Source organism: Lactiplantibacillus sp. YT640 (assembly GCF_049745435.1).
GTDB classification, from domain to species: domain Bacteria; phylum Bacillota; class Bacilli; order Lactobacillales; family Lactobacillaceae; genus Lactiplantibacillus; species Lactiplantibacillus plantarum.
The window spans coordinates 16,753-32,422 of the sequence record NZ_JBMNVY010000019.1; the positions used below are offsets into that span (position 1 = coordinate 16,753).

The following is a 15,670-nucleotide window of genomic DNA, read 5'->3' on the forward strand; positions in this document are numbered from 1 at the left end:
CACCTGAGTTCTAGGCTAGTGAACTAGTCTACTCGATACAGCTGCCAAATGATTGGCAATTGCTAACGCGGGTAACGGTTGTTAAACCGGCTTTAGTTAATGCTGGTTGCTTTGTTGCTCACCAGACACTCACCAAAACGAACTAGGGAGAAGACCATCTTCATTGGTTGTGCCGGTACCGTTTCACCAACCCGATACTCGCTGAACAGCGACACCAATTACTCATCTTTTAATCGTTCTTTAATTATTGACACCTATCATACTGGTAATTATTTTAAATGTCAAATTTAATTTAAGGCCGGAATCGGTGGGCGGGATTAATCCATAGTCATGCTATAATGCAAGTAACATGCGATTGGGGGCAAATTATGGATAGAATCATTCGGTTTTTTAAGCGGGATGACGTTGACTTGTACTTAACGTTGGCGTTATTAATCATCATTATTTATTTAATGCGCGGGTTTGCGACAGTTGTTCTATTAACGACGATTTTTGCGTATTTGGGCATTAAGCTTAGTCGGTGGTTAAACCTCCGAACGCACTTACCTTATTGGATTGCCGTCATTGTGGTCTACGTCGGCGTGATTGCGTTGTTTATCGGTGCGCTATCGTACGCGGCGCCTACCCTGGTCGATCAGTTGAAGGTCATTCCAGATATGCTGGCTAAAGCAATCACCAATCACCCGGTATTGAATAAGAATATTGATAAATGGGTCAACCAAGCCATTCATAGTAGTGAATTGATTCAAAACGGGAAGGCGTTACTCGTCACCGGTATTAAAGGACTGAGTGAGGTTGGGACTGGTTTTACGCACGTCTTAATGGCAATCTTTTTGAGTTTTATCTTTGCAGTTTCGCGGGGACGAATGATGGTCTTTGGCCGCCAGTTCTTGCAGTCGAAGTTTAAAAAGTTCTTCACGAACGTTTACTATTTAACGCATAAATTCGTTATGATTCTGGGGCGGATTATTGAAACGCAACTGGTGATTTGTACGATCAATACGATTTTGATGACGATTGGGTTCATGATTATTGGGATGCCAAGTATCATGGTGTTGTCGATCATTGTCTTTATCTTAGGCTTAGTGCCGGTGGCTGGCGTGTTGATTTCAATGATTCCGCTAACCTTACTGGGGTTTGCGTCGGGTGGCTTGATTCGAGTTGTCTGGATCATCGTGTTGGTTATTTTGATTCACGCCTTCGAGTCTTATTTCCTTCATCCACGGCTAATGGCGGATCGGACTGATTTACCAGTCTTTGTCACTTTTATTACGTTGATTATTATGGAAAGTCTATTAGGGGCCTGGGGCTTGATCATTGGGATTCCAATTGTTTCATTCTTCCTAGACATTTTGGGTGTGCAGAATTCTGAGCCGCGACGCGTGACGTCTCAAATAGCGAAACGTGAACCTTAGTGTGATTGTAACTGTACTTTACCGGTAGCAGACTTTGTATGGGGTCGGGTGATTTATATGAACAGTAGCTTGTGACTGCGCGTAAAGGTTATCAAAGATAATTGTAAGCTGGTATCTTCGAAGTGGATTACTTTCGAAGGTGCCAGCTTTAATTAATTACTGCTTAAAGATGCTGATAGTGACAATTACAAGTCAGACTGTTAGTGTTAAGCTATCAGCGTTCTAGGTGGTATAAGGTTGACTTATTTCGACTAAGTGTTAGAGTGAGCGGTTGGAATCTGTTTAGGAGGGGGCGATTACGATTAATCAATCAAATAATCAACATCCCGTGTTAGATGGCTGGCAAGAAATTGAAGCTGACCAAATTAAGCGAATGCAAGGTGCGTTGTGGCATTTGTTGGGCAATGCGATAGCATATTTAAGTCTATTTGTAATCGAACTAGTGCTTGCAACGATTGGTCATTCGCAATCTTTGCACGCGGATGCGTTTAATAATTTTGCGGGTATTGTTTCATCGGGGTTGTTATCGCTTGGTATCTGGGGTGGCATTCATAATCATCAATCACATCAAAGTAAAGTGACCGCTTTGGACGGCTGGGAGGCCGAACGTCGCAATCGATTGATGCGATTTCGTTTACAAGACTTATTCACGTTAATGAGTGGGGTCATTATGTTAGTTATGGCGGTACAAGTTATTGTGAGTGGTGTTAGTAATTTGTTTAAATCACACACCGTTCAAGCAGTGAGCGGTGTAACTGTTTGGGGAGCTGCAATCGCGAGCATCGTTATGTTAGTCGTCTGGTACTTTAATCGTCGCGGTGGGCAACAATTAGATAATTCGACGCTATTGGCTGCGGCAAAGGATAGTCTTAGTGATGCGTTAACGAGCATTGGCACTTTAATCTCATTAAGTGGGGTCTTACTATTCAAATTTGCTTGGTTAGATAGTGTTGCGAGTATCGTGATTGGATTCTTTATTTTTGCCGCTGGGTTACAAATTTTTCGGGACAGTGGGTTGCAGCTAATTAATTACAGTGATCCACAAGTTGAAAAAAATTATATTAATACGATTCAACAAATTGATGGTGTGAATCAGGTCAATGCAATTGATGTCCAGTATTCTGGGAGCTTAGTGGCCTTGTCGCTGGTTATAGCAGTGTCACCACGAATGACAGTGGCAGCCAGCTTTCAGCTCAGTGAAAGAATCGAGCAAGTGATGCGAAATCAGTATGGCATTATTGACACTAAGGTAATGTTTATGCCGCAAACATAAGTGTGTTGACTGATAGATTTTAATAATAAAAGACTAGTTTCAAGGTTGAATTCCTTGAAACTAGTCTTTTATTTATGGTTGGCGCGAATTCCGTTGCGGCGTGCGGGCATGGTGGACCGTCAAATTCGTTAGTGTGGCGTCTGTTGCTGGTTTCGTGAACAAAGGAATCGTCTCTTCCAAGACATCGCTAAACGCTAAGCCGTACCAGATAGCAGGAGATGGGGTGATGTTTTGTAGTAGAACGCGACCACCAATTAGTAGTCGATCGAACTGGCCCATAGTTGGGTTGCTAGCAAGGTCCATGATCTGCTGATTCTGAACGACAAATTTAAAATCGCCAACTTGACGAGGTTGTGTGATTCCGTAACGGGAATATTGGGGATCGATGCTGTGATCTGCAATTAAGTTCGTGACAATTTGGCGCAAATATAAATTAATGTGCTGTGATTTACGGAAACCTAAGTTGAGTTGAACTTCCACGATATTTCGAGTGCCTAGCATGTCAATGCTGTAACTACAATCATAAGGTCGGTTGGTTTCATTAATGGTAATAAACCAGTAAACCTTAGCGCGTTTAGGCCGCTTATCTAAAATCGAGTACAGAATTGACCGTTTAACCCGGTGTTGATGGTCGACCTTAGCCAAGTAGACTAAGTTCGTTGCAAATACTGGCAGGTGATCATCGTGGCTTAGCTGGATCAGTTGATTACGATAATCTAGCAGACTAATCTGTTCATTTGCCTGGTTGTAACGCAAACGCCGGCGATTACCAAAGAACCAAACGACCATAATCAAGAAAATGACGAGGGTCAGCCCCAAGGTCAAATAGCCACCGTGAATAAACTTGGTCAGACTAGCCGTTAGAAAGACGGTCTCCAGTGCGCCAAAGCCGAATAATAAAGCTAGCGCCAGCGCCCGGTGGCCCTTCATGTGAATCCACTGGCTAAGCAGGATGGTCGTCATCAACATTGTTAAGGTGATGGCTAAACCATACGCCGCTTCCATGTGAGCTGAAGTTTGAAATAGCCAAACGATTCCTAAGGTGACCAGACATAACAGCCAGTTGATCGCACCAATATAAATCTGGCTCCGAACGTTACTGGGGTGCTTGATAATCATACGTGGTAAGAACTTTAAACCGACTGCTTCGTCAACTAAGGTATAAGAGCCCGTGATCAAGGCCTGTGACGCAATGATGGCTGCGGCCGTGGCTAAGATAATCATTGCAATTTGACCGCCCGCAGGAACCATGGCATAGAAGGGATTGACATTGGTGGCATTGCGCCATGCCGCATCCTGATAATGGGTTAACATCCACGCGCCCTGACCAAGATAATTGAGAATCAAAGTCGTGTATACGAACGGCCAAGTGGCGTCGATGTTGGCTTTACCAACGTGACCCATATCAGAATACAGCGCTTCAGCCCCGGTCGTTGCAAGGAAGACACTACCAAGAATGAAAATTCCCATTTTATTAGCCGGATTGAATAAGACTTGTACGGCGTAAACGGGTGAGAAAGCTTTGAGAATGACGGGTGCCTGACTGATGTTGATCAGACCGAAGATGCCGATGACGGTGAACCAGAGCAACATCATGGGACCGAATGACCGGCCAACGACGGCAGTACCAAACCCTTGAATCATAAAGAGAACCAGTAAAATAACCGTAACGGTTAGAGGCACGAGCCACGGGTACTGGGAAAAAGCCCCCAGTTTGGGTAATCCCTTTAAGCCTTCAACTGCTGATGTGACTGTCACAGCAGGTGTTAGGGTGCCATCTGCTAACAAAGCGGCGCCACCAATCAACGCGACGAAAATTAACCATTTGGCCCGGTGACGAACCAGCGCATACAGGGCGAAAATGCCACCTTCATGATGATTATCAGCGCGTAAAGCAATCAGGACGTACTTTACCGTTGTAATGAGCATCAACGTCCAAAAGATTAATGAAACACTGCCGATAACATAATCAGGTGTTGCATTCTTAAGTTGCCCCGCGTCATTGATCAGGGCGTTCATAACGTATAGCGGTGACGTTCCGATGTCCCCGTACACGACGCCTAATGTGATTAACATGCCAATCAATGAACGTTCCTGAATCCGTTGCTTACGCATGAATTATTGACCCCCACTTCAATTAGAACTGTGACTCATACTATACTAGCTTTTTTCAAAAGGGGTTAACCAGACAAACTAAAAATTTGCTCATGTTAACAAGTTTCAACTTACGTTTCGTTAGGTGAACTTTACTTCAAGTTGAGTACAATAAGTAATCCGGTTGTTCGTATTTAGAGGATAAAAAATGGGCCGTTTCATTCCAGTTGATAACGCTGAAATGAAGCGACCCATTAGTTTTGAATTTATTAGTCTAGTCAATTATTTCTCATCAGTGGCTGTATTCGTCTTCAACTGGGAGTGTTTAACGGAATAGCCAAAGTAAACGACCATACCGATGGCTAACCATACCACGAAGCGAATCCAAGTGACAGGCTTCAGGTTGATTAGTAGGAAGACACAACAGATGATTGACATGATTGGTACAAACGGGACCCATGGCGTTTTGAAGGGACGCCGAAGATCTGGTTGTGTTTTACGTAACCGTAAGATGGAGAAGGAAACTAGGGTAAAGGCAGTCAAAGTACCGATATTCACCAGTTCAGCTAAGTCAGCTAATGGAATAAAGCCACCCATGATTGCGGCAATCGACCCAAACAAGACGGTTGATTTAAGTGGTGCACCGGTCTTGGCGCTAATATCGCTAAAGACATGGGGGAGTAATCCATCCCGCGACATGGAGAAGGAAATCCGAGTTTGACCGTAGAGACAGACTAACATTACAGTGGTCATACCAAGAATCGCGCCAAGGTCAATGATTCCGGCCATCCAATTTTGACCGGAGTAAATAAGAACGGCCGAGATCGGATGATCAATGTACTTGGCAAACGTTTCAAATGGGACCACGCCAGTCATGATGGCTGATACAGCCACGTAGAGAATGGTACAGATACCAAGAGACAGTAACATGGAACGTGGGAGTGTTTTGGATGGTTCCAATGTTTCTTCAACGCTGGATGAAATGGCGTCAAAACCGATGAAGGCGAAGAAAACGCTAGAGGCTGCGCCGAAGACCCCTTTGAAGCCAAATGGTAATAACGGACTCCAGTTTGCCGGTTTGATGAAGCGCACCGCGGTAAAGATGAATAAAAGAACAACGGCTAATTTAATCACTACCATGACGTTATTGACGCGTTTAGTTTCTTTGACCCCGAGAGACAATAAAGTGGTAATCAGGATAATAATGGTGAAGGCCGGCAGATTAAAATAGCTGGTCACACCAGGGACGGAACCTGCAGCTGCCGACAAAGCAGCGGGCAGTTTGAGGCCGAAGCCCGCCAAGAATGATTGAAAGTAGCCTGACCAGCCCGCTGAAACGGTTGAGACAGCGAAAAGGTATTCTAACATCAAGTCCCAGCCGATAATGAATGCAACAATTTCGCCGAGGGTTGTGTAGGCATAGGTGTACGCTGACCCACTTTCAGGCACCATCGCAGCGAATTCAGCGTAGCAGAGTGAAGCAAACAGGCAAGCAATTGCAGCTAAGACGAATGAGATCATTAGGCCGGGACCAGCCGTCAAGGCCCCCGTACCAGTTAAAACGAAAATCCCGGTCCCGATGATGGCCCCAATTCCCAGCATCGTTAGGTCAAATGTTTTAAGTTCCTTTTTGAGCGGACTGTGATAAGTGGCTAACATGGCATTGATATCTTTTTTGCGGAGTAACCGCGTGTGTGATAAATCCATAATCATCGCCCCATTTCGATGTGATAGCTTTAGTTTAATCGGTTTTGACAAAGTTACGATGGTCAATCTGACCAAAATAAATATTCTGATGGGCTATAGTGACTAAAAGCCAAATAATTGGACGCAATCGCGCGACATCCTGCGACTTCTTGCTGATTGTCTGACTAATCGTGATTAATTAGCTATGGTATTCAACGCCTATTAATAGGGTGATATAGCGAACATGGCGGGGATTGTTTTTCTGAAGGTTAACTTACCTTGTGATTGCGATTGTGAGTGGGGATTATTGAAGGACCTTAGGAAATATGGTTTTGGCTCACTAAATCGCCACTTGATTGATGCAACCTGAAGAACTGGAGAGAGTGAGCGGCTTATTGGAACCCTTTTTTATTGATATCGATTATATGAATAAAATGGGATTATGATTATCCTTAAAGTATTTTGATGAATCAAATTGGATAATTAATTTTCTTGCAGGTAAAACGGCCTACGGGAAACTGATGTGATTCGTCTCGACCTTCCAATATCAACATTTATTGACCACATTTGCATAAATTTTATTATTCCAAATACAAACTTGATTGCAATTCTAAAATTAACAAATACGAATGATATTCATTAGTTGGTGACAATGGGTTTGGCGTTTGCTATATTCAAAAGGAGAACGCAAATCAAGGCCTGACCAATATTAAAGGCCACTTGAAATTAGTGGACTACTGGGTCTGCTGATTGTTGCTGGTATCGAAGCTAGTGATTGCAATGACTGGCAGATCTTGAATCAAAAAAGGGGATAGCAAGCTGATTGGTTTGGTGTTGGTAATAAAAGTATTGATACTAGTACGTCTGCATTCATAATGTATAAAGCATTGCCAGACTATTTCCAGATAATAAAGTTGGGAGGCATTAGTCATGTCGTCATTTCTTAAAGCAAAGACCGTTACACATTACGTGCTTTTTGCAATTATCCTTATTAGTAGCTTCTGTTTATACGGGTACGTTAAAAATCGTATTGAGTTAAATCAAGCGAGGACTGTACTAACAACAATGTTAAAAAGCAGTCCTTATGACGTGCGTGTCTCGAGAAACACAATAATCAAGGAAGAATCCGGCCCTTTTAGCGGCATTATTTGGTATGAATACACATTTGCAACCAGCCAAACATTAGCGGAAAGTAAGAAATACAAAAAGTTTTTGCATCAGTCATCAAAAAATATGACCCTGAAAAATTGCCCCATCGTCTATCGCGTAATCGTTAGACCGCCGACTAAAAAAATAAAGCATTGGACGGGTGAAATCTATCTCGATACCAATCAAAAACTCAGCGCAACGGGACGTTCGAATTACGTCCAAGCTTTAAGCGACAAGTCTTTGTGTGAACTAACGATTTCATAAAAAGCCATTAACCAGGTGGTTCCAATGATTTAGTTTACTATCGGCCTACATTGAAAAATGGGGTAGGTAATGCGTTAACTCAATCAGGCCATACAACAGATGTTCAGAAGGGGTGGTCGAATCGAGTTGTGTTGATTGTCTAATCAACGCAACTTTTTTATTTGAGGATTTAACTTGGTCAAAAATATTTGTTATGAGTTTCTCCGGTGGTAGCAGAGGTATACTGCAATGATTGAATAAACCGATCCGTAAGATAATGACCCACAAAAAAACAGCTGGGAGACTTCACCAGCTGCTTCAAAGATTTGATTTATTAACGATGTCGTCGATAGTAACGGTAGACGACCGCTAATAAAATAATAATTAGTAAAATACCAACGGCCGCTCGCGGACCCGCAATGTGTTCGGTTAAGTGAAACATGCGAATGGGGCCGAGGCCGTGAATTCCAAGCATTGCAAGCATTGAACGCGCCCTCCTTAAGCATAATTATTAGCTATTTAATGATTAAATGCAAAAATTATATTCGCAAAAGATTATTATCTCACTACTATCTGCGGTAAAATAAAACCATCATTAATAAATTAGGTGGGTGCCTCCATTGCAATATATTCAGCCAATTTTCTATACAATTATCGTTTTAAACGCGGCCGCGGCGTTCGTTACCGTGTTCCGGGATCGTAATCGGGACATCGCGGCCACTTGGGCTTGGCTACTCGTGTTGATTTGGTTGCCGATTATTGGGTTTATCGCGTACGCCTTTGTCGGTCGTAAGTTACCAAAAAACCGGTTATTCCGGTTACGTAAAGAGACGCAAATTAGACTCGAACAGATGATTCAGCGGCAACGTGAAGCCCTGGGAACGGAATTGATGCCCGCAGATGCGGTCACTAGCTCGGTTCGTGGGATGGTCAGTTTATTCTTGAATTCCGATGGCGCGTTACTAAGCCGTAAAAACCGGGTCAAGATTTATACGGATGGACATGAGAAGTTCCATGCGATGTTCCAAGATATTGAAGCAGCTAAGAATCATATTCATATTGAATATTACACATTTTATAATGACCAGATTGGAAATGAATTATTACACCTTTTAGAGCGGAAAGCAGCCCAAGGCGTCGACGTTCGTGTCTTGTATGATCCGTGGGGGTCGATGGGCACGTTCCGCAGCTTCTTTAAGCATTTAGAAGAACTTGGTGGGCATGCCCGACCGTTCTTGGGTGCTCATTCAGCGATTTTGGACTTCCGTCTCAACTTCCGTGATCACCGTAAGATCGTGGTAACGGATGGCCGGGTCGGCTACGTCGGTGGTTTTAACGTTGGTGACCAGTACCTTGGTCGTAGTAAGAAGTTTGGTTACTGGCGTGATACCCATTTGCGGATCGTCGGTTCAGGAGTTTTTGAATTGCAGGAACGTTTCATTCGTGATTGGAACGCCACCGATGCGGAACATCGAATCGTGCCAGACGTTAATATGTTCCCAGTCATTCGCGTTGAAGGGAATACTTCATTACAGATCGTCTCCAGTGGTCCGGACAGTGATGCACAACAGATTAAATTGGGTTATATTAAAATGATTATGACAGCTCAACACCGTTTATGGATTCAGTCGCCATACCTAATTCCGGACGATTCCGTATTAGATGCGATTAAAATCGCTGCGATGTCAGGGGTTGACGTCCGCATTATGGTGCCGGACAAACCTGATCATGCCTTTGTTTACCGGGCAACCCAGTACTATGCCCGGGAACTGGCAGATGCTGGTGTTAAAATTTATTATTATAATAATGGCTTTATTCATGCTAAGACCATTGTCATTGACGGTCAGGTGGCGTCAGTGGGCTCAGCTAATATGGACTTCCGGAGCTTTAAGCTCAACTTTGAAGTGAATGCCTTTTTATACGATGCTGATTTAGCACAAGAGTTGGAACGGATTTTCTTAGAAGATCAAAAAATCAGTAGTCTGATTACCGTTCAAGATTTTAAGAATCAGTCATTCTGGTTGAAGTTCAAGCAGACGTTCTCACGGCTTTTATCACCAATTTTATAATCAAACAAATGAACGGGCGTTGCTAAAAAGCTGATTTTAAAGAGTCAACCACTCTTTAAAATCAGCTTTTTAGTGTGCTTAATCGTCCAAGTACAATTGGCGCAGATTATTTATATCTGCGACGGATAGACCAAGCACTTCTCGTAAATAACCAATACCATTGCCGTAGAGGTCGTCGAAAACCCGAAAGACCATCTTCATATTGTCGGCTTCAACAGCCATGGCAACGTTGAATTGGCTAGCTAGGTCACCAGCATTGGCCTTGGTAATGATCGTAGCGGTATCCATACTGTCTGCGGCCATGAAGACGGCGTTAGTGAGCAGGTAGTCCTGCATAATCGTTTCACGAGGGACGTCTAGGGCCGTCATAATGAGCGCACCCGCGACCCCCGTTCGGTCTTTACCAGCAGCACAGTGAAAGAGTACCGATTGGTCGGGCTGGTCGTTGGTGAGGAGGGTCGCAAATAAATTTTGCCAGACTTTCACGGCATGACTATCCGTAACCATTTGCGCATATGTTTGTGCGTTGAAGGAATCATCGACGACCATTCGCTTGATGAGCCGTTTTAAACGGCGATCAAAGCGACGATTGTCAGTGAACGGATAGACAGACGTATTAATATACTTAGTATTCTTGGGATAACGGTCTGGAGACATCTCAGCTTCATTGGCTTGGCGCAGATCGATATCATAACGGAGTCCGTAGTTATCCAAGTAGGTGAGATCGCGGTTAGTGAGTAGTGACATGCCACCGCAACGCAGCAGTTTTTGCCACTTGATTGTCTGACCAGCGGTGTTCTCATAACCCCCCAGTTCTCGGAAGTTGATGCCGTGTTCTAGTCGTAAGACCCGATTGTGTTCCATAGTCTGATTACCTCGATTAGTGATTTAGCTTTATTATAACCGCTTTCATTGCTGGTGTCAGGTGTGATTAACAAGCAGTCGTTAAAGTCACAGCCGCCATTTTTTAAGTAGGTACGTTGGTTTGGAAACTTCACAACAGAATCATTGTCAAAGTGACCGGCCGTCACGACGAAACTTTAGTGTGGTGGGATTTATAAGACGCTTGATGAGGTTTTAACATGAAAATAATGAGAAAACATCTTGAAATCAAAGCTCTAACCGCTTATGATTGCGGCACGTATTTTTATTTAGTATCAACTAACGACTATACAAAAGGTGGGGACACAATGGGAGCAAAAAAAGGCTGGTTGGCAGCAACCTTCTTTGCTGGAACACTATTACTAGCGGGGTGTGGGAGCTCCAAGGCAAGTAATCAGAAGCAGGTTAAGACTGACCATTTCAACTACGTGTATGTGCAGGATCCTGATAATTTCGATTACACCGTTTCGGCAAAGCAGAATAATACCGACGTGGTATCTAACTTTGAAGACGGGTTGCTTGAACGGAATCCGTATGGACAATTAACTGGCGACTTAGCTAAATCGTGGTCGGTTAGTAAAGATGGCAAGACGTACACCTATCACTTACGTTCGGGGGTAAAATGGGTCGATAGTGAAGGCAATACGCATGGCACCGTTAAGGCCCAAGACTTTGTGACCGGACTAAAACATGCGGTTGCGGCAAAGTCGGAGCAATTATACGTCGTTCAAAATAGCATTAAAGGGCTCAATGCTTATGCGACGGGTAAGACTAAGGACTTCTCAACCGTGGGTGTTAAAGCACTCAATGCGACGACCGTGCAGTATCGGTTGAATAAGCCTGAGACGTATTGGAATTCCAAGCTAACGTACGGCGTGATGTATCCAATTAACGCGCAGTTCTTAAAGCAAAAGGGGGCTGATTTTGGTAAGGTGACTGCGGATGGCATCCTGTACAATGGGCCATACGTGCTTGCCAACTTTACCTCGAAGTCCGTCTTAAAGTATAAAGCTAATCCCGGGTATTGGGATAAGTCGCACGTTTATTTAAAGGCGGTTACGCTTACTTTTGATGATGGCAGTAATCCAGATGGCCTTTATAAATCGTTTGAGAAGGGCAATTACACCTATGCTCGGGTTTATCCGGGCTCAGCTGGATATAAGACGGTTTTAAAGCAGAACAAGAATAATGTTCTGTGGACCAGTCAAGATTCGTCAGTCTATAACTTTACTTTTAACTTGAATCGCCAGTCTTACAACGATACCGCCAAGAAGACTGATCAACAAAAGGCGGATACGCGTAAGGCAATTTTGAACCAGAATTTCCGGTTGGCCGTTCAATTTGCATTTAATAAAGCCGATTACAACGCGCAGGTTAACGGGAAGATTGGCGCTAATAAAGGGTTGCGTAATGAATTAACCCCACCATCATTTGTTTCGATTGGTGGTAAGGATTATGGCACGCAACTTCAGGAAGACATGCAGAATACTGGCTTCAGTGATATTAAGTTGGCAGATGGTCAGGATGGAACTTATCAACCGACGAAAGCTAAACAGTATTTCGTCAAAGCAAAGGCTGAATTGAAAGATCAAGGGGTTAGTGGCCCGATCCATCTCGATTTGCCAGTAGATGAAAAATCATCATTACTCCTGAATCAAGCTAAGTCGTTTAAAAAGTCAGTAGAATCCACGCTGGGTAAACAAAACGTCATCATTGATTTACAACTGTTGAGCGATGATAAGTATAATGCCGCGACTTTCAACGCAACGACGGGTAAAACTAGTGATTTTGATATTAGTAATGGATCTGGTTGGACGCCAGACTATGACGATCCGTCGACTTACCTCGAAATCTATAACCCGGTTTCTGGGGCGAACTTGCACACCCTAGGATTAGATCCAACCGCAACAGCCGGTGGATCGGCTTCCAATGCGGCCGCAATCAAAGCAGTTGATTTTGATCAATACAGTAAGTTATTGGCCAAAGCTGAAGCCATTAATACTGATACCGCTGCTCGCTATAAGGCGTTCGCTAAAGCTGAAGCTTGGTTGTTGAATAGTGGGATCGTGATTCCAACTAATTCGGGTGGCGCTGGGGCGATTGTCAGCCGAATCGAGCCGCTCAGTGGTCCGTATGCACCATCAGGGCTTGGTGCTGGTCGCTATAAGTTTTTGAAAGTTCGGGAAAATGCTGTCACGACGTCTGAAGCCAAGAAGGCGCGGGCGGAATGGCTCGCAAAGCGGAAACAAATTGCGGAAGATATGCCGACAAATTAGGTCGGCCCTTGCGTGAAGGAAAAGAGGGCTAGCAAGACTAGCCTTTTTCTGTATCTGTTGTTACTAATGTGTCGAGTTATGAAGGAAGTGGTGGGTCGTGAAGAAATACTTGTTTTACCGGGTGTTGCGATCATTGCTGAGCATCTTCTTGGTCACAACGCTCACTTATATCATCATTTATTCGTTAGTTCCGCGGCGTGATATTTTTAAATCCGATCCAATGATCAGTAAGCTGAGTACTAGTCCTGATCAGTTGGTCGATTACGAGAATACCGCCTATGGCAAGATGAATTATATCGACTATCTGGATACTAAGTCACTCCTAGCGCAAGCGTCAAATCGGGGGCAAACGGTGACGGCTGCGCACACTGCGGTCAATATTAACCGGTTGCGGCAGTGGGCAACGCGGTATCACTATGCGCTTCATCGCTATCCGCAAAGTGGGAATTATTATGCGACCCGTGAGTTACCCTTGTGGCAACGGTTGGTGAAGTTCTATTCGGGACTAATCCAGGTCGATACGCCATGGGCCATTCACGATCCGGCTAATCCTAAGTTACCACGGTATTTAAAAATCAGCCACGATCCGATTGTCGGCTGGAGCTTGATTGGGTCTGGCACGCGCTACAAGTATCAATTATATGTCAATTCGATGTTTCCATACCTACATGAAAACATCGTCCATTTGAACTTAGGGATTTCCTATCCAACCTATGCTGGCACACGGGTCACTGAGGTGATTGGTAGTCATCAGGGGGAGGCGGTGACGCACCAGTATACGTTTGCAAATGGTCAAAAAATGTTGAGCACTGATGATGTCTATACGCGTCAGTACCAGCCGACTAGTCGGCAAGATGCAACTGCCCGAGCGCAATACGGTGACAATTACACTGCGGTGGTCCAAGAGAATCATGATCCGTCGATGATTGGAACTTCCTTTAAAGCTGGACTTGGTGCACTGATCATTGCCTATGTGATTGCGATTCCAATGGCAATTTTGATGGCCCGTTATAAGGGTAAGTGGTTCGACAAACTCGGTACGGGGATTGTGACCGCCCTAATTGCGGTTCCGAGCTTAGCCTTTATTTATGCGTTCCGGTACTTCGGCAGTGCCGTCTTTAACTTGCCAGATACCTTTCCAATGAGTGGTGCGAGCGTACTGGCATCGTGGGTGTCACCGACTTTGATCCTGGGGTTGCTATCGGTTTCAGGCTTAGTCATTTGGTTTCGCCGTTACATGGTTGACCAACAGTCAACAGACTACGTTAAGTTTGCCAAGGTCAAAGGGTTGACTGATAACGAGATTTATCGGAAACACATCTTCAAGAATGCTTCATTACCGATCGTACAAGGATTGCCAGGGTCAATTATCGGTTTGATTGGCGGTGCGACAATGACTGAAACGATTTTTGCAATGCCTGGCATGGGTAAGATGTTGCCGGATGCGATTTTAACACATAACAACCCGATTGTGATTGGGCTAGTCTTTATCTTTACGACGATTGCGGTCTTTTCAATCTTGCTGGGCGATATCTTGATGACGATTGTAGATCCACGAATTAAATTGACAGCAACGGGAGATGATTAGGATGGTAATAGGTCGAGATAAACCGCAACCTGAAAAAGTCGACCAGAATCAAGTTAGTAACGCGGATTTTGAATTTGTGACGTTGAATGATCAGGCCACCGAAAAGATCGAAACGCCGCGATATTCTTACTGGCGCTCCGTTGCGAAAGTCTTTTTTGCCAATAAACTGACGATTGCGATGTTCGTACTGATGTTGATAATTTTATTATTGGCGTTCATCCAGCCCTTGTTCAGTGGCTATAGTCTGATGAACGTTAGTAACATCAATGATTTTGGCGCACGCTATAATTGGCCGAGCTGGCACTACTGGTTCGGAACGGATGCTGATGGGAAGTCTTTATTTGATGCAGTCTGGGCGGGAGCCCGCACATCGATTTCGATTGGCGTGATTGCGTCGTTGATTACGACGGTGATTGGCGTTGCTATGGGAGCCTTTTGGGGCAACTCCAAGAAGTTAGACCGGGTGATGCTGGAGATTTATAACGTCTTGTCCAATGTGCCTAATTTACTGATTATTATTGTTTTATCGTATACGTTTGGCAACGGATTTTGGAATCTGATTTTTGCGATGACAGTGACGACTTGGCTTGATACGGCGTATTTCATTAGGGTGAAAGTCATCCTTCGACGCGATCGTGAGTATAATATCGCCTCAAAGACACTGGGGACGCCGATGGGACGGTTGATCATTCGTAATGTTTTGCCGTATCTGACGTCAGTGATTGTGACCCAATTGTCCCAACTATTACCTTCGTTCATTTCATTTGAAGTCTTTCTGTCATTTTTAGGAGTGGGACTGAGTGCCAACGTACCGTCACTCGGGCGGCTAATCGCCCAATATTCACCAGATATGACCAGCTACCCGTACTTGTTCTGGTTACCGGTAACCGTACTGGCGCTGATTACCGTGTCGTTGTACATTGTTGGGCAAAATTTGGCGGATGCATCTGACCCGCGGACACATCGTTAGCCATGTGGTGATAAGTCAAGAAAGT

General features: G+C 44.3%; 11 protein-coding genes. 7 read left to right on the top strand and 4 right to left on the bottom strand.

Annotated features, from left to right (window positions below; genetic code table 11):
- Positions 1 to 368: 368 nt before the first annotated feature.
- Both ACOV1R_RS11345 and ACOV1R_RS11350 read left to right on the top strand, forming a co-directional pair.
- Positions 369 to 1,415: an AI-2E family transporter gene (locus ACOV1R_RS11345; protein ID WP_003643477.1), complete on the top strand. Its 1,047-nt coding sequence runs from the start codon at positions 369 to 371 to the stop codon at positions 1,413 to 1,415.
- A 328-nt stretch (positions 1,416 to 1,743) separates the two neighbouring features.
- Entirely contained in the window at positions 1,744 to 2,688 is a 945-nt protein-coding gene (locus ACOV1R_RS11350) for a cation diffusion facilitator family transporter (RefSeq protein WP_003642499.1), read from the top strand.
- A gap of 72 nt (positions 2,689 to 2,760) precedes the next feature.
- Here ACOV1R_RS11350 and ACOV1R_RS11355 read toward each other — a convergent pair whose 3' ends face one another.
- Together ACOV1R_RS11355 and ACOV1R_RS11360 are read right to left on the bottom strand one after the other, a co-directional pair.
- Positions 2,761 to 4,803 carry a KUP/HAK/KT family potassium transporter gene (locus ACOV1R_RS11355; RefSeq protein WP_003643475.1) on the bottom strand — a complete coding sequence of 681 codons (2,043 nt, stop codon included), beginning with the start codon at positions 4,801 to 4,803 and terminating at the stop codon, positions 2,761 to 2,763.
- A 261-nt stretch (positions 4,804 to 5,064) separates the two neighbouring features.
- A complete protein-coding gene (locus tag ACOV1R_RS11360; protein ID WP_016511808.1) occupies positions 5,065 to 6,489 on the bottom strand; it encodes an amino acid permease in 1,425 nt (474 codons plus the stop codon).
- 909 nt (positions 6,490 to 7,398) lie between these two features.
- Here ACOV1R_RS11360 and ACOV1R_RS11365 point away from each other — a divergent pair.
- Positions 7,399 to 7,881, top strand: coding sequence for a hypothetical protein (locus tag ACOV1R_RS11365; protein ID WP_003645475.1), 483 nt, complete (start codon positions 7,399 to 7,401; stop codon positions 7,879 to 7,881).
- 313 nt (positions 7,882 to 8,194) lie between these two features.
- Here ACOV1R_RS11365 and ACOV1R_RS11370 read toward each other — a convergent pair whose 3' ends face one another.
- Positions 8,195 to 8,344, bottom strand: coding sequence for a hypothetical protein (locus ACOV1R_RS11370; protein WP_003642495.1), 150 nt, complete (start codon positions 8,342 to 8,344; stop codon positions 8,195 to 8,197).
- A gap of 136 nt (positions 8,345 to 8,480) precedes the next feature.
- Between ACOV1R_RS11370 and cls the strand changes: the two genes are divergently transcribed.
- The gene (gene cls, locus ACOV1R_RS11375) at positions 8,481 to 9,929 is read left to right on the top strand and encodes a cardiolipin synthase (RefSeq protein ID WP_164906258.1); all 1,449 of its coding nucleotides are present in this window, start codon (positions 8,481 to 8,483) and stop codon (positions 9,927 to 9,929) included.
- A 78-nt stretch (positions 9,930 to 10,007) separates the two neighbouring features.
- On the opposite strand, the gene ACOV1R_RS11380 is transcribed toward cls, so the two are convergent.
- Entirely contained in the window at positions 10,008 to 10,793 is a 786-nt protein-coding gene (locus tag ACOV1R_RS11380) for a tyrosine-protein phosphatase (RefSeq protein WP_015381019.1), read from the bottom strand.
- A 326-nt stretch (positions 10,794 to 11,119) separates the two neighbouring features.
- Between ACOV1R_RS11380 and ACOV1R_RS11385 the strand changes: the two genes are divergently transcribed.
- The 3 genes from ACOV1R_RS11385 to oppC all read left to right on the top strand — a co-directional run bounded on the left by ACOV1R_RS11385 (position 11,120) and on the right by oppC (position 15,645).
- Positions 11,120 to 13,087, top strand: a complete 1,968-nt coding sequence (locus ACOV1R_RS11385) for a peptide ABC transporter substrate-binding protein (protein ID WP_054519347.1) — start codon at positions 11,120 to 11,122, stop codon at positions 13,085 to 13,087.
- Between the two features lie 97 nt (positions 13,088 to 13,184).
- Positions 13,185 to 14,675 carry an ABC transporter permease gene (locus tag ACOV1R_RS11390; protein WP_021357846.1) on the top strand — a complete coding sequence of 497 codons (1,491 nt, stop codon included), beginning with the start codon at positions 13,185 to 13,187 and terminating at the stop codon, positions 14,673 to 14,675.
- Between the two features lies 1 nt (position 14,676).
- Positions 14,677 to 15,645, top strand: coding sequence for an oligopeptide ABC transporter permease OppC (gene oppC, locus ACOV1R_RS11395; protein WP_027822310.1), 969 nt, complete (start codon positions 14,677 to 14,679; stop codon positions 15,643 to 15,645).
- Positions 15,646 to 15,670 lie beyond the last annotated feature (25 nt).